Annotated in this window: 17 protein-coding genes; 8 read left to right on the forward strand and 9 right to left on the reverse strand. The window is 47.3% G+C overall.

From position 1 onward, the window contains the following. The first annotated feature begins 56 nt into the window (after positions 1 to 56). Complete coding sequence (locus DLM76_RS00090; RefSeq protein ID WP_118964046.1) at positions 57 to 710, forward strand: lytic transglycosylase domain-containing protein; 654 nt, start codon at positions 57 to 59, stop codon at positions 708 to 710. A 102-nt stretch (positions 711 to 812) separates the two neighbouring features. Here the strand turns inward: DLM76_RS00090 and DLM76_RS00095 are convergent, their stop codons facing one another. Beyond that, positions 813 to 1,664, reverse strand: a complete 852-nt coding sequence (locus tag DLM76_RS00095) for a substrate-binding periplasmic protein (RefSeq protein WP_429946398.1) — start codon at positions 1,662 to 1,664, stop codon at positions 813 to 815. 209 nt (positions 1,665 to 1,873) lie between these two features. Further along, a complete protein-coding gene (locus DLM76_RS00100; protein WP_118964047.1) occupies positions 1,874 to 3,856 on the reverse strand; it encodes an acetoacetate--CoA ligase in 1,983 nt (660 codons plus the stop codon). Positions 3,857 to 3,983: 127 nt separating this feature from the next. On the opposite strand from DLM76_RS00100, the gene DLM76_RS00105 reads away from it, so the two are divergent. Further along, a complete protein-coding gene (locus DLM76_RS00105) occupies positions 3,984 to 4,391 on the forward strand; it encodes a type 1 periplasmic-binding domain-containing protein (RefSeq protein ID WP_118956443.1) in 408 nt (135 codons plus the stop codon). A 166-nt stretch (positions 4,392 to 4,557) separates the two neighbouring features. Here DLM76_RS00105 and DLM76_RS00110 read toward each other — a convergent pair whose 3' ends face one another. Continuing rightward, positions 4,558 to 4,968, reverse strand: a complete 411-nt coding sequence (locus tag DLM76_RS00110) for a 6-carboxytetrahydropterin synthase (protein ID WP_118956442.1) — start codon at positions 4,966 to 4,968, stop codon at positions 4,558 to 4,560. Between the two features lie 165 nt (positions 4,969 to 5,133). Here DLM76_RS00110 and DLM76_RS00115 point away from each other — a divergent pair, with 165 nt between their 5' ends. Together DLM76_RS00115 and DLM76_RS00120 are read left to right on the forward strand one after the other, a co-directional pair. Next, positions 5,134 to 5,361 carry a DUF1858 domain-containing protein gene (locus DLM76_RS00115; RefSeq protein WP_010574154.1) on the forward strand — a complete coding sequence of 76 codons (228 nt, stop codon included), beginning with the start codon at positions 5,134 to 5,136 and terminating at the stop codon, positions 5,359 to 5,361. Between the two features lie 176 nt (positions 5,362 to 5,537). After that, positions 5,538 to 6,296: a hypothetical protein gene (locus DLM76_RS00120; protein ID WP_118964048.1), complete on the forward strand. Its 759-nt coding sequence runs from the start codon at positions 5,538 to 5,540 to the stop codon at positions 6,294 to 6,296. Between the two features lie 54 nt (positions 6,297 to 6,350). Here DLM76_RS00120 and DLM76_RS00125 read toward each other — a convergent pair whose 3' ends face one another. The 6 genes from DLM76_RS00125 to DLM76_RS00150 form a co-directional block, all read right to left on the reverse strand. Continuing rightward, entirely contained in the window at positions 6,351 to 7,157 is an 807-nt protein-coding gene (locus DLM76_RS00125) for a hypothetical protein (protein WP_118964049.1), read from the reverse strand. 194 nt (positions 7,158 to 7,351) lie between these two features. Further along, the gene (rodA, locus tag DLM76_RS00130; RefSeq protein ID WP_118964050.1) at positions 7,352 to 8,857 is read right to left on the reverse strand and encodes a rod shape-determining protein RodA; all 1,506 of its coding nucleotides are present in this window, start codon (positions 8,855 to 8,857) and stop codon (positions 7,352 to 7,354) included. Continuing rightward, entirely contained in the window at positions 8,844 to 10,796 is a 1,953-nt protein-coding gene (mrdA, locus tag DLM76_RS00135) for a penicillin-binding protein 2 (protein WP_118964051.1), read from the reverse strand. The genes rodA and mrdA overlap by 14 nt, the downstream gene beginning before the upstream one ends. 1 nt (position 10,797) lies before the next feature. After that, entirely contained in the window at positions 10,798 to 11,310 is a 513-nt protein-coding gene (gene mreD, locus DLM76_RS00140) for a rod shape-determining protein MreD (protein ID WP_010574150.1), read from the reverse strand. Continuing rightward, positions 11,307 to 12,413, reverse strand: coding sequence for a rod shape-determining protein MreC (gene mreC, locus DLM76_RS00145; protein ID WP_118956438.1), 1,107 nt, complete (start codon positions 12,411 to 12,413; stop codon positions 11,307 to 11,309). Before mreC ends, mreD begins: the two co-directional genes overlap by 4 nt. Before the next feature lie 80 nt (positions 12,414 to 12,493). Beyond that, positions 12,494 to 13,516: a rod shape-determining protein gene (locus DLM76_RS00150; protein ID WP_010574148.1), complete on the reverse strand. Its 1,023-nt coding sequence runs from the start codon at positions 13,514 to 13,516 to the stop codon at positions 12,494 to 12,496. Positions 13,517 to 13,708: 192 nt separating this feature from the next. On the opposite strand from DLM76_RS00150, the gene DLM76_RS00155 reads away from it, so the two are divergent. The 4 genes from DLM76_RS00155 to DLM76_RS00170 all read left to right on the forward strand — a co-directional run bounded on the left by DLM76_RS00155 (position 13,709) and on the right by DLM76_RS00170 (position 18,144). Further along, positions 13,709 to 15,271, forward strand: a complete 1,563-nt coding sequence (locus DLM76_RS00155) for a Ppx/GppA phosphatase family protein (protein ID WP_118956437.1) — start codon at positions 13,709 to 13,711, stop codon at positions 15,269 to 15,271. 101 nt (positions 15,272 to 15,372) lie between these two features. Further along, on the forward strand, positions 15,373 to 16,065 hold the full coding sequence (locus DLM76_RS00160; RefSeq protein WP_241548146.1) for a DUF1361 domain-containing protein: 693 nt from the start codon (positions 15,373 to 15,375) through the stop codon (positions 16,063 to 16,065). A gap of 117 nt (positions 16,066 to 16,182) precedes the next feature. Next, positions 16,183 to 17,055, forward strand: a complete 873-nt coding sequence (locus DLM76_RS00165) for a DUF4349 domain-containing protein (protein ID WP_118964052.1) — start codon at positions 16,183 to 16,185, stop codon at positions 17,053 to 17,055. Positions 17,056 to 17,436: 381 nt separating this feature from the next. Further along, the gene (locus DLM76_RS00170) at positions 17,437 to 18,144 is read left to right on the forward strand and encodes a DNA alkylation repair protein (protein ID WP_118964516.1); all 708 of its coding nucleotides are present in this window, start codon (positions 17,437 to 17,439) and stop codon (positions 18,142 to 18,144) included. Positions 18,145 to 18,158: the final 14 nt, after the last annotated feature.

An 18,158-nucleotide genomic window follows, 5' to 3' on the forward strand; every position in this document is an offset into this window, starting at 1 on the left:
CAAAAAACTGGTCATAGATTGTGCGTTGCACAAATTTGAATCTACGGAGGCATCCCATGAATTTTCGCAAGATGACCCGATTTCGTTTCCGGTATTTACTTTGGCTGCTCTTACCTTTGAGCTTCCAACTGCTTCTCGCTCCGCTTGCAGGAGCCCTCAATCAGAAAAAGATCGTTCTGGACGAAGAATCCATAGAATTAGAGGCCATTCAGGCATATATCGCGGAGGTCCGACCTTCTCTCTCCGCTGAATCTCTCCAAAAACTCTCCCATGTCATTCTCCAGGAATCCAGAAGGCTGGATTTAGAATCCTGCACCTTTCGTTGTTCCGACACCGACAAAGTCAGCCTGCTCATCGGGTTGATCCACCTCGAATCCGAATTCAAGGCCACGGCCCGTTCCCCCAAGGACGCACGCGGCTTTATGCAAATCATGCCCGCGACTGCGAACTGGCTTTCCAAAAAAGAAGGCTGGAGAATCAACCTAAACGATCTCCACAAACCCGAAGTCAACATTCACCTCGGAGTTTCCTATCTGAACTACCTTTTGGATTTGAGAAAAGGAGACACACCGAAAGCCCTTCTTTCTTACAACGCTGGTCCCGGTGCCGTGGATCGTTGGGGAGGAGTTCCCGAATACAACGAGATCATTCTTTCCAACCAGACGCGTTATCTCGAATTGAGAGAGCGGATTTCCAATTCGATTCAGTAAGAATTTCGGAATGTTCGCAAGGTCGATCGACTTGCGAGCGCTTTCCTCGACATCGACTACTACTTTCGATTGCAAAGTGGCCGGTAGACCGGCCGCTTTCTTTTACGGAACCCAATCCGATTTGTTAAAATACTTATCTTCCATTTCGCGCAAAACGCCCGAACGATTCAGCTCCGAAAGAAAGAATTCAAAATTGCGAATCAATACGAGATCTCCGGATGGAAACGCCGCGCTGATATCCTCTCTTTGCACGGGTTCCAAAAGAGGCCGGAAGTTGGACGCGATCGATTTGTCCTTCAACAACAACCCCTTGATGTAAAAAGAATCCGCCACAAGGCAATTCGCGGTTCCATTTTTAACGGCTTCCCAAGCGGAAGGAGTATCCCCGTATGTGAAGATCCGATTGTTCTTAAACTTCTTGAGAAGATATTCGTGCCGATTGGAAAAAGATCGAACCGCAAACGTAACTCCGCTTACGTCCGCGAGATCCAAAATACTTCGAAAACTTTGTGTCGTAATGATATTTCCTTCCGGCGGAGGAGGAAGAGAAGTTTTTCGAATCAACGCTGCCGGAGTCGAGATCAAATACGCGGCGCTGAATTTCACGCGTTTGGATCGTTCGATGTTGCTTGAAATTCCGGACAAGGCCATGTCCGCTTCCTTCTTTTTGATCGCGTCCGCAAACTCGTTGAATTCAGGATAGGGAACGAAGGTAAACTTCACTCCTAAAAAGTCCGCATACGCCTTGCCGAGTTCGTAATCAAAACCGGGATATCCTTCCTTTGCATTCGGAACATAGAAGGGTTCGTCCGCTGGATTTCCGGCAACCTTCAATTCCCCCTTTTCCAAAATTTCCTTGAGCCGGGAAGAATTATAAAACTTGAATGTATCGACCTGTGCATTTACGGGAGAATGCTCCGCTCCGCCGATCCAAAAAATGGCCGTGGCCGAAATCAAAAGGAGAAGTTTGACGATCCGGCTTAGCCCGACCCTACCGAACGATCTACGGAACGTGGACGGAACTCCGGCAACCTGTCCCCCTATCACTTCCCAAAAGAAGACCTCCGCCCCCCCTTGTCCGTTTACGACGGTTTTGCCGATCCTTTTTTCCGCAAAGGTTCCGACAAAGAATCCGAAAAAAGATCGACTCACGGAAATCATCCTTAGTCCGTCCGCAACTCTAAAAGATTTTTATAATATTCTAAACTTTCCGGATTGCTCAACGCCTCTTTGTTGGTGACTGGTTCGCCTTGGACGGTGCGTTTGACCGCGATCTCCACCTTCTTCATGTTGATCGTATACGGAATATCGGGAACCGCGATGATTTTGGAAGGAACGTGGCGCGGTGAAACCTTGTCCTTGATTTCCTTTTTTAATTTTTGAACGAGAGAATCGTCGAGATTCTTACCGCCGACCATCTTTAAAAACAAAACGATTCGAACGTCTTCTTTCCAATCCTGACCGATGATGACGGAATCGGCGATTTCGGGAAAGGTTTCGATCAAGCTGTAAAGATCCGCGGTCCCGATTCGTACGCCGCCCGGGTTGAGAGTCGCATCCGATCTGCCGTAAACGACGAGACCTCCGTTCTTCTTCAACTCCGCAAAATCTCCGTGACACCAAACACCGGGAAAGGTTTCGAAATAAGCGGACTTGTATTTTTTCCCTTCGGGATCCTTCCAAAAATACAAAGGCATCGAAGGGAACGGTTGTTTACAGACGAGTTCTCCTTTTTCTTCCGTGACCGATTTTCCCGATTCGTTCCAAATTTCCACGTCCATTCCGAGACCGCGGCATTGAATCTCGCCTTCATGAACGGGAATATTCGGATTTCCTAATGCAAAACAACCGTTGAGATCGGTTCCCCCCGAAATCGACGAGAGCTGCAGATCCTTTTTCCACGTCCGATACACGTATCGAAACCCGGCCCCGGTCAACGGAGAACCCGTAGATAAAACGGCGCGCATCGGAGTAAGATCCAAACCCTTCGGTTGAAACTCCGACTTCTCCAAAGTAAGAATGTATTTTGCCCCCACTCCGAAAACGTTGATCTTTTCCTCGGCGGCGATCTGAAAGAGAATCTCAGGTCCGGGATGAAACGGATTTCCGTCGAACAAAACGACCGTCGCGCCGACCGACAAAGAACTCACGAGCCAGTTCCACATCATCCAGCCGCAGGTAGTATAATAAAAAATCCTTTCTCCGGGTTTGAGATCGCAATGAAGAACCAATTCCTTCCAATGATTGATGAAAACTCCCGCGCCTTGAACCATACATTTCGGAAGCCCCGTCGTTCCGGAAGAATACATGATGTACACCGGATGATCGAAACCGGTCTGATGGAATTCCGGCTCGGCTCCGAAATTCTCCGTTAGAATACTTTCAAAAAGATGAATATTCTTTTTCGGATATCCTTCCGGCAATACCGTGTTCGTTCGTTCCTTGAAATGCAGAATTCCTTTTTTGTAATCCGATACGATCACCGCTTCCAGAGAAGGAATCGACTCGAGAATCTGCGTTAGATTCTCCGCAAGAGAAAGATCCTTTCCCTTAAACGCATAACGGTCCGTGGTAAACAGAACCTTCGGTTCGATTTGTCCGAATCGATCCAAAACTCCTTTCGCTCCGAAATCGGGAGAACAAGAACTCCAAATCGCTCCGATCGAAGTCGCTGCAAGCATGGCGATCACCGTCTCGGGAACGTTCGGCATCAAACCCGCAACGCGATCTCCCGGTTTGACTCCTCTTTTTTTGAGATCCTTCGCAATCGCTCCCACGTAGCCGCGCAATTCCGCATAACTGACCTCGCGTTTGGAACCGTCCTCTCCTCGATAAATCAGAGCGGGAAAGGAATCGTTTCTCCGCAGAAGGTTTTCCGCAAAATTCAGTTTTGCTCCTGGAAAAAATCGGGAATCGGTGAAATTCTCCGCTTTGCGATACGGAGTTTCGTATTTCCTGGAATGAACGACTTCGGAGAATTCCCAAATGCTTTCCCAAAACGCGCCTATGTCCTTTACGGACCAGGCTCGCAGCTCTTCAAACGAGGATACGGAAAGATTCTTTTTCTCTTTTAGAAATTTTTGATAACGGACTAGATTGGATGATTCGATTCGATCGGAGGAAGGCGCCCATAGCTCTTGATGCATAAAAACTCGATTCTATTTTTTTTCGGTCTCTATTACATTTTTTTCGAAGGGTCGGGTCAACATGAATTTTGATTGAGAAACGGAACACGTCCAATATGTTTAGAAAAAAATAAATCCGAGAAAGCCATTGAACTCATTCGAACACATTCACTTCGCCGAAATCATTCTGATAGCATCCGGAATTCTCTACACTCTGCACGGATTGATTCACCAATTGATCGTCGGAGCGGCGGTCGGTTTCTTTCAGTTTCCGGACGAACGACAATCCCGTTTGATTCTGATGATGTGGATTACCACGGGCGCGTTTATGAGCTTCTTAGGATTTCTTCCCGCGGCTTTGATTTTATTTTTCGGTCCGCAGCCTCCGGTTCTCGCGGCTTTGATTACCGAAGCGATCGCGGTGGGATTTTTAACGCTTCACATTTATCTTTCGGGTTATCGCACGCATACGCAACCGGTTAAGATCGGTTTCTTTTTCAGTCTTGTATTTACGATCGTTTTAGTCGGATATTTGCTCTTCCATTACTGTAGATAACGCGTATCTTTGCGGAAAGGAAGAATGATTTTGCGGCTTGGCTGAGCTACGAGCGCGAAGTATAGCTACGACCATTTCCGCAACGCAGTTCTTTGAGGGAACTATTTTCCAACTTCGTTGGAAGCGAAATGACGACACTCCGTTGTCATTTCTGCAACATCGTTCCTTACGGGAACGATGTTGGCTCGAAATAGGCTAAGTTTTCGGGGCCTTCGTGGATGACGATCCGGTCGACTTTGCCGCCGGCCGAATGGACGCTTTCTTTGAGATAATGATAAAACCATCGGGCGATATTTTCGGATGTCGGATTGATCGTCTTAAATTCTTCCAAATCGTTGATCAGAATGTGATCTAACTTTCCGACAAGCTCCTTGAGCTTTTGTTTGGAAGTGAGGAAGTCGAAGCTGATTCCGTCCTCTCCGATATTCTTTTTTCCCGAAAGGTATAACTCTACTTTCCAGGAATGTCCGTGAATGGGTTCGTCCGATCCGTCCGGAAAATAGCGATAGAGAAAATGAGAGGATTCGAAACGTTCCTCGATTCGGATGTAAAATCTTCCTGATTCTTCAAAAAACATAGCTCTTGACTTTCTTTCCCAGGTCTATATATTGGAAGCAGCTGCAACTTCGAGGCGGTTTCGGTTCGACGAGACGCGACTCGGTTTATTTTTCGCGGTTTGCAGAAGCAAAATATCCGTATCGTTTGAATTCGAGTGCGGTATTTTAGTGATAGGAGATATTCAATGACAGAAGTGGTCAAGCCAAGATTTTATAAGGAAATGACTGTAGGTGAGGCTATGGCTGTTCACCCGGAAGCGGGGCTCGTTTTTTCAAGCTACCATTTAGGCGGTTGCTCACATTGCTCCATCAACGAACTTGAAACGATCGAGCAAGTTTGTATGGGCTACGGTGTGGAAGTCGACGTATTGATCGAAAGCCTGAACAATCTTCTCGAAGACTCGGAAGACTAAAAATAATCCCGGGGAAAATTCGTTTCTCCGGGGACTTTTCCGTTCCTCTTCATTCCTCCTTTTTTAAAATCCGTTTTCAACCATTTACCGATCGTCGTAAAAGAACAGGTATCGGTAGCGATCTTCGTTCCGTCGATTTTCAATCAACCTTCCCATCTTCCATTGTTATAAAACCGATGCACGCGCGACATTCCTTCTTTCAACATTCACTACGATGGATCGGATTTTTTTGGTTCTTCGGTTTCGTCGCTCCTTTCTCCGTGGAAGCGATTCGAATAGAAGTGTTCGTTCCCTTGTGCGACGGAACTCAGCTCGCGTGCGGAAAAGGAAAAGCGGGAGATGTCCGTTCACTCGAAGGAAATCTTTACTGGGGCGCAGCCTACGGCGTGGAATCGTTTTTTAAGAAGGCATCCGGCTACAAAGTCGTCGAACGCAGCGATGAAAGACAAGGTTCTCCCGTTTTAAGACGACTTCGGGTGGAACGAATTCCTCAAAAGGGAGAACAAAAAGTTTCGATTCTATTTCACGCGTATGCGGGAGACAGGATCGACGACGCGTTAAGCGACTTCTTAAATGCGAGCGCGGGAAACAGCGGATCGGATCTGATCGTATGGGCGGGTCACGATCGATTGATGGATCGTTTGCCTCCGAATTGGAAACGGTCGTCGAATTCTCCGAAACCGACCGCGGTCTTAGCTTGTGAAAGCGAAAAATACTTCGGCCCCGTTCTGCGGTCGATCGGTTCGACTTCCGTCGTTTTAACGAGAACGTTTATGGCGCCCGAAGCGTATCTGATTCAAGCGTTAGTCGACACCGCCGCAAAATCCGGTGTTAAAGACAAACGCGCGATTCGATCCGCCTTAGTCGATTCCTATGCAAAGTATCAACGCATTTCCAAACGCGCCGCCGGAACCGTGTTTTCGAAATTGGATTAAACCGAAAACCTATTTGAAACGCAAATCGCGCAGCTCGAGAGATGTTCGGAGCGTTTACGAAGCGGCGGGAATGTAGTAATACCGAACTCCGGCTTTTCGAAAATAATGACGGATGCGATTGTCTTCGCTCCGAATCTCCGCGTTTTCCAGAGATTTGAGACCTTTTCGGAACGTTCCTTCGTTGATCTGAAGTATTTCGCCTAACGTATCAAAGCGGTAGAATTCCAAACCGGTTTCACGCTTTAAAACGAGCAAATTCATCGTAAGAAAACTTTCGTTTCGATATTCCTCTTCGGAAAGTCCGTATACGAACGCGCTCGGAAAAATCCGATAAACCTGTCCTTTGTATTCGACCGTGTTTTTTCTTCGGTCCAAATCCTTGAGAATGGTATACGAAGAACGATCCGTGATGAAGTAAATCGTTCCGCAGCGAAACGTAATGTATTGGTTTCCTTTTTTGTTCGTGGCCGAAGGAAGCACAACGCCGGATGAAATCATATCCCCGGGAGAATAATGATGTTCCGCGATTTTTTCGAGACGGTTGCGTAAGGATTCATCTAGAAATTCCACCGAATCGGTTCGTTTCATCTTTCCGAGCTGATGAAAGATGCGGTCGAACTCGTTTTTTTCGTAACCCTTGTTGCGTACGAACGTATCGAGCTGCTTCTTGAGGGTTTTCAGTCGAATCTGAAAATAGGGAGAATCGTTTTTCCCGGCAAGACTGAACATCTCATCCCAAAGAGTTTCGAGTTCGCGGATCTCGTCCTTTTGGTCGAAGGTCTTTTTTTCGACCTCTTCCAAAATGCTTTCGAACTTATGTTTTAAATCGAAAAAGAATCGGGAATCTCTAACCGGGTCCATACGTGTTCTCTTTTAATATCGGACAGTTTCAATTTTTGGAAGAATTTTCGGATCTCTTTCGCGAATTCTTTTCGCACAAACGCGGCTGCAAAGCGGCCGGAGCATTTCGAACGACCCGTAGGGAGTGAGATGAGTTCAATAGCGGCAGAGCGCGGTTCTTTTCATGCAATGAAAAGAAGGCGCCCGCCATCCTTTTAGTTGGCGTGTTTTCTACTCTTAATGGAAAGAATGATTCCGACCGCGGTCATGGACATGATCAAATGGGACCCTCCGTAACTCATAAACGACAACGGAATTCCCGTGACGGGCATAAGACCGATCACGATCCCGATATTGATCGCCATGTGATAGAAAAGAAGCGCGACGATCCCCGAAGCGAGAAGCGATCCGAATCGGTCCTTACTTTCGTAACTGATCTGAAGTCCTCGAAGCGGTATCGAAAATAAAAAGAATAACAAAAACACCGAACCTAAAAATCCGGTTTGTTCCGCCCAAGAGGCGAAGATGAAGTCGGTGCTGGATTCTGGTACGTGAGGAATTCTTCCTTCCGTCATCTCGGCGTTCATCAGACCTTTTCCGAAAAATCTTCCCGATCCGACCGCGGGTTTGGACGCGCGCAATTGATAACCCGCGCCTTGTTTGAATTCTTCCGGATTTAAAAACGCAGTGAGTCGAACGACCTGGTTTTCGCGGAACGGTACCGTCTTCATCACGACGACCGCGGAGATCAGGCTGATTCCCAAAATCCCGAGAGGAATATAATATTGTCGTAATGTTCTGCTTCCTCGCGCGATTCGGATTCCCACCATCACGAGACTCGCGATCAAAAAGATCGCTCCGAACGTCAAAAGAAGTTTTTGATTGGAAAGAATCTTAAAGAAGAATCCTCCTTCCACTTCCACGACTTGATCGACCACTTCCTTCAAGGCGTTGAGAGTCTTCGGTGTGAGGTTCGCGGCTTTGAGATCCTTTCCGTCCAAAGCCAGCCAAATCTTTCCTCCGAGTCTGTTGACCACGGACAAAAGATCCGTCTTTCCGGTTCTTTGCAGGAAGTCGGAGATGTCGTTGATCAAGGTCAATCTGGAATATTCCACGAACATAGGAACCATCAACGTGATTCCTCCAAACGCAAGCAAAGATCCGATATGGAGAATGTCCGCTCCTCCGAGAAAGAGCATCGTAAAAAGGATCGGCAGAAACGAAACCGCGGTTCCGAAGTCAGGCTGCAATAGAATGAAGATCATCGGAACGATCACGATCACGAACGGAATCGAAAGAACTACGAGATTTTTCATGTCCTTCTCTTTCAGTACCATGAACTGACCGAGCAGAATCACCGTGGACAACTTCGCGAACTCCGAGGCCTGAATCCCGATCGGTCCGATCTTAAGCCAAGAACGCGCCCCTCTTCCGGAGGGCAAGTGACCGATCCCCGGTATCAACGTGATCATCAGTAAAAAGACGGTAAAGACGTAAATCACGAGGGCGTAAGCGCCTAACAACTGATAGTTGACTCGGGATACGAAATACATGATCACAAGGCCGATGATGAAGTAAAAAAGCTGACGATACCACTTTCCGGGTCCGTCCTCGAAATTGACTTCCTGACTGTAGAGAGTCAATACGCTGCAAAGGACGACGATGACGACGGAGATCACCAAAAAGTAATCGATCTTTTCAATGGACTTATCTGGCTTCAAGCGTTCCCTCCTGTCCCGTCGACGGCAAAGAAGGCGGTGCGACTCCATCTTGCGATTTTTTGAATGTTCCCGGTGGAAACGCCGCGTGAAACATTTCTCTCGCGACCGGCGCAGCTCCCGCGGCTCCACCGACCCCGTATTCCACGAATACTACGATTAACACTTGTTCGCTGGCGGGAGCGTTTGCAGGCGCGTATCCCACGAACCAAGCGTGGTTGGAACCGGACGCCCCTCTTCTTCTCGTCTGAGCCGTTCCCGTTTTTCCGGCGATGTCCGGTAAGTACGGTTTGTTCAAGACATACGCCGCGGTTCCGCTTTTGACCACGAGCTTCAATCCTTCTTTGATCGCTTCCACCGAAGATTGATTGATCGGAATGTCTCTTAATATTTGCGGGGTCGTTCTGTTGATGATGGAGTTATCAACCGGATCTCGGATCTCACTGACAACGTAAGGTTGATAGATCTGTCCTCGATTGAGAAGACCCATGTAAAACAAGGCCATTCCCATCGGGGTGGAAGAAATAAATCCCTGACCGATCGAAAGGTTGATCGTATCTCCGTCGAACCACTTCGTTCCGTACGTTCTCTTCTTCCAAGCGGAGGAAGGAACGAAACCGGTGATTTCTCCGGGAAGATCGACCTTGGACTTATTCTCCAATCCGAAAAGGCGGGAATAATTTAAGATCGCGTCGGAACCGAGTTTATAACCGAGGTTGTAAAAATAAACCGAACAGGATTTCTGCAAGGCGTGCGCGAGGTCGTTGGTTCCGTGACCGCCTTTTTCCCAACACATAAAGACCTGATCGGGAACTCCCGCAAACGTGGACTTGAGTACGAAACTTCCGTTGCAGGAATACGAAGTTTCCGGAGTATATCCGATCTTGTGTTGGCTTTCGAGAGCGGCAAGAGCGACTAACGTTTTATACGTCGACGCGGGAGGAAACTTGGATTGAATCGCGAGATTCAAAAATCCTCCGTTGTCCTTTACGCGTTTGAAATGTCCGGTCCGATCCGCCTTATTCTTTCCGGATAGGATGTTCGGATCGTAACTCGGATTGGAAGCCATCGCGAGAATTTCACCCGTGGCGACCTTGATCGCGATCGCGGTTCCTCTGCTTCCTTTGAGAGCCTTGTGCGCGGCGATCTGAATGTCCTTATCGATGGTCAGAATTAAATTATTACCGGGAGAAGAATGTTCGACTACGCGTTCTTCTTCGATGTTTCCCTCGGAACTTCGTTTTTGGATTCTAAATCCGTCCACACCTCGAAGTTCGGAATCGTATTCCAATTCGAGTCCGTTCTTACCTAGATATTGATAGGACTTGATTTCACCGGCTACGAGATCGTCCCGGGTCGGTTTACCGATATAACCGGTAACGTGCGCGAGCGCAGGTCCCATTTTGTAGATTCTTCTCGGAGAAGGAAGAAGAATGATGTATTTGGATATATTATCGAATACTGATATTCTTTCCTGTTGTGCTGTGGTGATTCCTTCCAGCAAAACGATCGGCTTTTTGGATTTGAGATTTCTGGAAAAACGGGGTTCGATCAGTTCGTCTTCGTAATACGAAATCGGAATAGAAAGCGTTCTTGCAAATTCGTGGATAAACGCTTTCGTTGCGGCGGGATCGTATTTGAATAAGGAAGTATTTAAGATCGCGTCCAGGGAAGAATAGTTCGAAACGAGCGCCATCGAAGTTTCAGGCGTAAGAAAGTTCCGATCGAACATTTGACCGCGGGCCGCCGGCATGATCTCGCTCTTCCGTACGAACTTCTCCGCTTTGAGAGCGTTGTCCGTTCCATTGAAGATCTGCAGATTGAAAAGCTGAAAGATAAACGACGCGAGCGTGAATACTACGAGACCCGAAAAGATATAAAGTCGAAGACGGAAACTTCTTTCGAGTCGGTACTCCGACGCAGACTGAGCGCCGCCGAACAACTTACGCGTCCCCCATGTGATCCAATTGATAGATCCAGGTCAGCGCGTAAAAGAACGCGGGGGCGATGAGCGCGTTGAAGATCGAAGTGAAGAATAAGGAATAACTCATATTCTCATGAAAGAACAACGAGAAGAGATAATAGGTCGCCACTCTCGTGACGAACGTGATCAACAAAGAATAGATCGTGATCGAAAGATAATTCTCGTGATACGCGGAACGCGCGAATTTTCCCACGAGATAACCGATCAGACAAAACGTCAAAGAATGAAGTCCGATTTTATACGTGACCACGTTCCCCGCGGCGATTTCTCCCCCGAGTCCCGAGTCGGTTAAAAGACCTCCGAAAAATCCGATCCAAAGTCCGTAGAGTGGACCTCTTCTCAACGCGAAAAAAAGCACGAGAAGAATCATAAAGTCCGGTTTGATCGCGGAGCCGATCTCGAACAGATTGGAGCCGTTCAAAAAGTGCGCGATTAGGATACCGACGGCGATAACGAGTTTTTCTAAGATCATTGCAGGTCGTCCTCGCTCGGTGCGGCGGAAGGATTTTTAGGCGCGTTGGTTTGCGGTTTATTCCCGTTAGGCGAAAGAGGATTCTTGGATTGATTCTCTTTTTGACGATCTTCTCCCGGATAATTGAGTTCTCCGAAATACGGATTTTCGATCGTGATGTTTTGTCCTTCCGGCCAAGTCTCCAGCCACTTCTCGGGCAGCTTGAGAATGATCGTTACGCTTTCGAGCATCTCGAAACGAACGAACGGTTTTAAGAATGCGGTTTTGAAACTTCCGTTTCGTTGTCCTTCTTCCGTGATAAGTCCGACCGGAATTCCCGCGGGAAAAACACCGCCTCCTCCGGATGTATAAACCGGTTTCCCGATCTTACTCAAGGACTCCGTGTATTGAATCATCTCGCTCGGGCCCATCGGATATTCTCCGAACACTCTCGGGTCGATGATGATCCCGCTGTCGATATAATTCAAAAGAGCTTCGGTTCCTCTTCCCGAGTTACCGGAAAGATTGGCCCATAGATTCGTATCGGGCATCGAAACTCCCATGTTGAAGTTGGAGTTGATGAGAGGTTGAACGACGGCCGATCCGCCTGTGACGGCGATCACTTTCCCGACAAGGGCTTCGATGATCGCGCCCTTTTGATCCACGGCTCTTGCGGTCACGGGCATATAGGGTTTGAGTCCCGCGTCCGCGCCTTTGTCGATGATGATGGTTCTATAAATCGAGTTCAAACGAACCGATAAAACTTCTGCCTTGATGCTTGCGTATTTTTGTCTGCTTTGAAAGCGAAGTTCTTTGCGGAGAGAATCGTTTTCACGGTTCGCCTTTTCCAAATCCTGAGGAAGAAGTTTGTAATCTTCCATGACAGCGACGCAAGAATCCCTTTCCTTGCGGACGGTTTCAAACGATTCTAACTTGTTGTAAGCGCCTTTGAAAAATCCACCGAAGGAATCGATGGAACCCGAAACGATATCGCCCACTCTTTGAAAGCTGGCGATTCCTCGAACGATTACGTTGCTTCGGAACGTTAAGGATAGAATGGAGAATAAAACGCAAAAGAGGAGTGAGACCGTCTCTTTACTTCGGCTGAGCTGAAACCATAACATCGAATCTTCTTTTGCTCCCGGCCGTGATCCGAACGATCTGACGTTCGTCCGGAGTTACGGCCCGTTTCGTACGAAACTTCTTAACGAATTCCCGGCTTGATGTATTTCAACTCGTCCAGATACTTTCCGGTTCCGAGAACCACACAAGTCAATGGGTTCTCCGCACGGAAAACGGGAACTCCGGTTTCCTTGGAAAGATATGTTTCGAGTCCTCTTAAGAGGCAACCGCCTCCGGTCAGAACGATTCCTCTTTCCACGATATCGGATGCGAGTTCGGGAGGAGTTCTTTCCAGAACTCGTTTGATTCCGTCTAAGATTTCGTCTGTCGGTTCCTTGAGTGCTTTGCGGATCTCGTTGGATTCCAGTTCGAGAGTTCTCGGTAAACCGGAGATTGCGTCTCTACCGCGCACTTCCATCGTCTCCGCTTTCTTTTCCGGATACGCGTTTCCGATGGTGAGCTTAATGTCTTCCGCGGTTCTTTCCCCGACGACCAGGTTGTATTGGTTTCTGAGATATTTGATGATTGCTTCGTCGAACTCGTCCCCGCCGGTACGGATGGATTCTGCGATTACCATTCCCCCGAGAGAGATCACGGCGATTTCCGTGGTTCCCCCGCCGATATCCACGATCATGTTTCCGGCAGGTTCGTTGATCGGGATGTTCGCTCCGATCGCAGCGGCAAGCGCTTCTTCAATGAGGAAGATTTCGCGCGCGCCCGCTTGTTCCGCCGATTCACGAACGGCGCGTCGTTCCACCTCGGTAATTCCGGACGGAACTCCGATCACGATTCTTGGTTTTACGAAAGTGGTGCGGTTGTGCACTTTCGCGATAAAATAACGGATCATTTTTTCGACGGTTTCGAAGTCTGCGATTACCCCGTCTTTCATCGGACGGATCGCCACGATTTCGCCGGGAGTTCTACCCAACATACGCTTTGCTTCCTGCCCTACTGCGAGAACCTTTCCGGTCGCTGCGTGAACCGCAACTACGGACGGTTCGGAAAGAACAATCCCCTGTCCTTTAACATGCACCAGAGTATTTGCCGTCCCCAGGTCAATTCCCATATCGTTGGAAAACAGGGCATAGAGATTATCAAATATCATTTCGTGTTACCTTTCAACCGCGGAGGTTTTTTATCTTTATTATCTGTTGAAAACGGGAATTCCTGCAGAACTTTCCGCATTTTAACGGTTTCAATAATTTCAGCGGTGAGGTTCCCGGCAACCTCAAAACAAAAAAATCAGAAAACAAATTAAGCTGGATTCGATTTTAGCGAAAAAGCAATCTGTTCAACCATGGTTCAGGAAAAACCTCTCGCGGCCATCGACCTAGGCACCAATTCATTCCACATGATCATCGTTCGGGTTCGCACAAACGGAACCTTCGAAGCCATCGCAAGAGAAAAAGAATCCGTTCGCTTGGGCAATCGACTGCAAGAAGGCGGGCCGATCGACCCCGACTCGTTTCGAAGAGGAATCGATTGTCTGAAACGATTCAAGATTCTCGCGGAAAGCGCAGGCGCGGAAATTAGAGCGGTCGCTACGAGCGCGTTACGAGAGGCTTCCAATCAGGAAGAATTCTTAGAAGCCGCATACCAAGAAGCCGGTATATCCATCGATGTGGTGAGCGGCTATGAAGAAGCCCGTTTGATCTACTTCGGAATCCTACAGGGCATCCCCGTATTCGACCGGAAGATCATGATGATCGACATCGGCGGAGGAAGCACGGAAATTCTCGTGGGCCACAGAGGAAACATTCTCTTCTCCAAGAGTTTCAAGTTAGGAGCCATCCGACTCACCGAAAAATTCTTTAAGGAAGAAACCCTTTCCAACTCCGACATCCGAAAGTGCAGATTGTATATTGAAGAGATGCTTCTTCCCTTCCGCAAAATCCTGCGCGATTTAAAACCCGATTTGGTCGTGGGTTCGTCGGGAACGATTCAAGCGATTGCTGGAATGATTCTCGCGTCCCGGGGAGAAACCGAAGAAATTCCGCTCAACAACTTCTCCTTTGTAACCCCGGAATTCAAAAAGATCCGCAACCTGATTTTGGAAGCGGACACATCCAAAAAGCGAGCCAAGATCCCGGGACTCGACAGCAAACGCGCGGACATCATCGTGGGAGGAACGCTCATTTTGGAAGAAGTCTTCGACCTCGCCAACGTGCCCGCGTTGACCGTTTCCGAGTTCGCGCTCCGGGAAGGAATCGTGTACGACACGATCCGAAAATGGGAACACTTCGAGAACACCGAACATTCCAAACATCTAGACGACATTCGACAAACTTCGGTGCATAACTTTATGCTCTCGTTTTCCCGGGACGAAGAATATTCCCAAAGAGTCGCCGATCTGAGTCTGCAGATTTTCGATCAGCTGAAACCCCTGCATAAACTCGGACAGGAACAACGCGAACTTTTGGAAGCGGCCTCGCTTTTGCACGAGATCGGACAATCGATCTCCCATTCCGCATATCACAAACACAGTTATTATATGATCCGAAACTCGGAGATGCTCCTCGGCTTTACTTTTTTGGAAATCGAAATCATCGCTTTGACGGCGCGGTATCACAGAAAGAATACTCCGAAACCGAAACACAGGGAGTTCAACAAGCTCGCGGAAAAGAATCGGACCTTGGTGAGTCAGCTTTCCGCAATCTTGAGAATCAGCTCCGCGTTAAACCGAAATCGGGGCGGTCTCGTTCCGACCGTAACGTGCAGGATAGAGAAGAACCAGATCCGCTTTCTGCTCAAGACCAGCAAGGGATACGATCCTTCTTTGGAGATTTGGGCCGCGGAAGAACAAAAGACGGCGTTTGAAGAAACCTTCGGTTACTCGGTGGAATTTGCGGCGGCTCCGTAACGTTGTCGCCGCCCGCGTTTTTATAATCAGGAATCGAGAAAGAATCCTTGCTGAAACAAACGGAATTTTATTCAGAAAAATCGGAGGAGAAGACTGTTGAAATGAATATGATACGCAAATACGCGCATACGATGCTTCTTCCGCTTTCTTTGTTTATATCCTGCGCACTCAGTCTTGTCTTAATCGAACTAAGAATCGTCTTATCCGGAAAACAAAATTACGTCTTTCTAAAGTGGAATCTGATCTTAGCGTTGATCCCGGTGTTGATCGCCTATTTCTTATGGTTCTATTACGAGGTCAGAAAGAGATCGATCGATTTTTTCTTCGTACTTCTCATTTTAGTTTGGCTCGTTTTTTTTCCCAATTCTCCGTATATCGTTTCCGATTTCATCCATCTAAAATCTAAACCGGGAATTCCGCTTTGGTTCGATATTCTGCTGATCTTTTCGTTTGCATGGAACGGATTGTTCTCCGGCTATTTATCCCTGAGAATCATCCACAATCTATTGAACGACGAATTCAACGCGTTCGTAAGCTGGTTGTTCGTTTCAGCGGTAGCGCCCCTCTCCGCGCTCGGAATATATATTGGAAGATTTTACAGATGGAATTCCTGGGATATCATAACAAATCCGCTCGCGCTTTACGAAGACATGATTGAGATTCTGATTCGTATCAGGGGAAATCAAAAATTGTTTGGAATTTTGGTATTGATGTCCGTATCGATTTTCTTCGGCTATCTGATCATCTATGCACTAACGCGATTCTCTTCACACTTGAAGAAAAACGAAGCTTAACCTGAAAACTCAACTTCCCGGCAAAAATGCGTCCAAGAACGAAACGCGGGCGCCGAACTATAGGTCATATACATTCAATATTCAGAATATTCTTTTTGACAACGGAGAAAGGCTTTTATGAATTCAAAATGGAAACTCGGTTCGATCGTAGCAGGCGGCGTTTTTCTCTTCCTCTTTTTCTTTCGTCTCGCTTACGGATACGCATACGGCTCCCGATCTTCCGGAATGGAAGTCGCCGACAACTATCGCTCCTTTCTAGGCGGAGAAAACTCGTTCAACAAACAGAACATCGCTTCCAAAAAGATTCGCTACGAAAACACGGGGTCGGCTCCCAAAAGCGTGGATCAAAAATACGAAAAAGTCGCAACGATCGAATCGCAATCTTCGGACATAAAAGCGGACGAGAAAAAGATCAGGGAATCGATCAACGCGAGCGGGTCGGTGATTCAGTACGAAAACAGCTCCGGCCTGAAACAGAGAAAAAACCGAGTCGTCAAACTCGCCGTAGGCGTTCCTCCGGAGAAGTTCGACGAACTCGTCGAACAATTCAAACAGATCGGAAAAACACTGTTGTTGACGATCGATAAAAAGGACAAGACGAACGAATACAAGGACTTGCAGGCAAAGAAAGAATCCCTGTTAAAAACGAGGAACTCCTTAAACTCTCTTAAGAGCAAAGGAGGAAGAATCGACGAATTCGTGACCCTCGAAAATCGAATCCTGGAAATCGAAGACGAAATCCAAAAGCTCGGAATCAGCTTGGGAGAATTCGATTCCGAAAACGAATTTTGCACCGTCTTACTTACGTTATACGAAAACAAATCCTCGGACGAGATCGGAATCTTTCATCGAATCAAGGTCGCACTCGAATGGACGATTAAATATTATCTTCTATTGACGTCTTCATTGTTGTTCGCGGCCTTATTGATTCACTATTCGTTTCCGCTGTTGGAAAAAATCAAAGACTTTGTTACGAAAAGAATTTCTTAAGAACAACCGCTTGTTGCTGCGATCTCGGATGTTTTCATACGGCCCGATCTAAACGATACGATCGTCCGATCAGAGATGGAAACTTCTTCTGAGATCGCACAGCGGAAGAATTTTGTAAGGAACTTCTGAATCACAAAAACGCCGAAGGCGGATTGAAAACGTCGTTTAAACGGACAAGATCGAAATCGTTGATCGTGTAGATTCTCGTATTCGGGATTGGGAAGTCCTTTTCTCTCTGCGAATTAGTTGTTCCGACAAAGCGTCTGCTTTGAAAATCGATTGATTCTTTCAATGAACCTCGATGCGAATTTTTGTTTTTCAAAAATCAACGATCCTATAAAACGGAACGGCGCTTTCCAAATCAAATCCAAGAGGATTTTCATGAACGTCGATCAAGTGATGAAAGAATTAAAAAGTATGGGATCGGAATCCGTCAAAAAAATCTTTATCAATCACGGAGCCAAGGGAGACGTTTTCGGCGTAAAAGTGGGAGATCTCAAAAAGATTCAAAAGAAAATCAAAAAGGACAACGAACTTTCTTTGCGGTTATACAAAACGGGGAATGTCGATGCGATGTATCTCGCAGGTCTGATCGCGGATGAAAAACGGATTCAAAAAAAGGATCTTCAATCTTGGGTAAAGAACGCCGGTTCTCCCATGATCAGCGAATGCACGGTCGCATGGATCGCCGCCGAAAGCAAGTACGGATGGGAACTCGCCAAAGAATGGATCGAGTCCGACAAAGAAAGCGTCGCCTCTTCCGGTTGGAGCACTCTTTCGAGTTTATTGTCCATCGTTCCCGACGATCAAATCGATCCGAAAGAAATTTCTAAACTTCTCAAACGAGTGGAAAACCAAATTCATAAGTCGCAGAATCGGGTTCGCTATTGTATGAACGGATTCGTCATCGCAGTCGGCGGTTTTTATAAGGCGCTTTCCGAAGAGGCCCTCGAAACGGCAAAAAAAATCGGCAAGGTCGAAGTCCTGATGGGTAACACGGCGTGTAACGTCCCGGATGCTCCCGAATACATTCTGAAAATGAAGAAGATGGGAAAGATCGGGAACAAGAAAAAGATGGCGCGTTGTTAAGCGACATCTAAAAC

Origin of the sequence: Leptospira yasudae (genome assembly GCF_003545925.1) — a bacterium.
Lineage (GTDB): Bacteria > Spirochaetota > Leptospiria > Leptospirales > Leptospiraceae > Leptospira > Leptospira yasudae.

Coding starts and splice junctions, on each gene's coding strand:
- DLM76_RS00090 (WP_118964046.1), top strand. CDS start 57: ATGAATTTTCGCAAGATGACCCGATTTCGTTTCCGGTATTTACTTTGG.
- DLM76_RS00100 (WP_118964047.1), bottom strand. CDS start 3,856: ATGCATCAAGAGCTATGGGCGCCTTCCTCCGATCGAATCGAATCATCC.
- DLM76_RS00110 (WP_118956442.1), bottom strand. CDS start 4,968: ATGTTTTTTGAAGAATCAGGAAGATTTTACATCCGAATCGAGGAACGT.
- DLM76_RS00115 (WP_010574154.1), top strand. CDS start 5,134: ATGACAGAAGTGGTCAAGCCAAGATTTTATAAGGAAATGACTGTAGGT.
- DLM76_RS00120 (WP_118964048.1), top strand. CDS start 5,538: ATGCACGCGCGACATTCCTTCTTTCAACATTCACTACGATGGATCGGA.
- DLM76_RS00125 (WP_118964049.1), bottom strand. CDS start 7,157: ATGGACCCGGTTAGAGATTCCCGATTCTTTTTCGATTTAAAACATAAG.
- mreD (WP_010574150.1), bottom strand. CDS start 11,310: ATGATCTTAGAAAAACTCGTTATCGCCGTCGGTATCCTAATCGCGCAC.
- mreC (WP_118956438.1), bottom strand. CDS start 12,413: ATGTTATGGTTTCAGCTCAGCCGAAGTAAAGAGACGGTCTCACTCCTC.
- DLM76_RS00150 (WP_010574148.1), bottom strand. CDS start 13,516: ATGATATTTGATAATCTCTATGCCCTGTTTTCCAACGATATGGGAATT.
- DLM76_RS00155 (WP_118956437.1), top strand. CDS start 13,709: ATGGTTCAGGAAAAACCTCTCGCGGCCATCGACCTAGGCACCAATTCA.
- DLM76_RS00160 (WP_241548146.1), top strand. CDS start 15,373: ATGAATATGATACGCAAATACGCGCATACGATGCTTCTTCCGCTTTCT.
- DLM76_RS00165 (WP_118964052.1), top strand. CDS start 16,183: ATGAATTCAAAATGGAAACTCGGTTCGATCGTAGCAGGCGGCGTTTTT.
- DLM76_RS00170 (WP_118964516.1), top strand. CDS start 17,437: ATGAACGTCGATCAAGTGATGAAAGAATTAAAAAGTATGGGATCGGAA.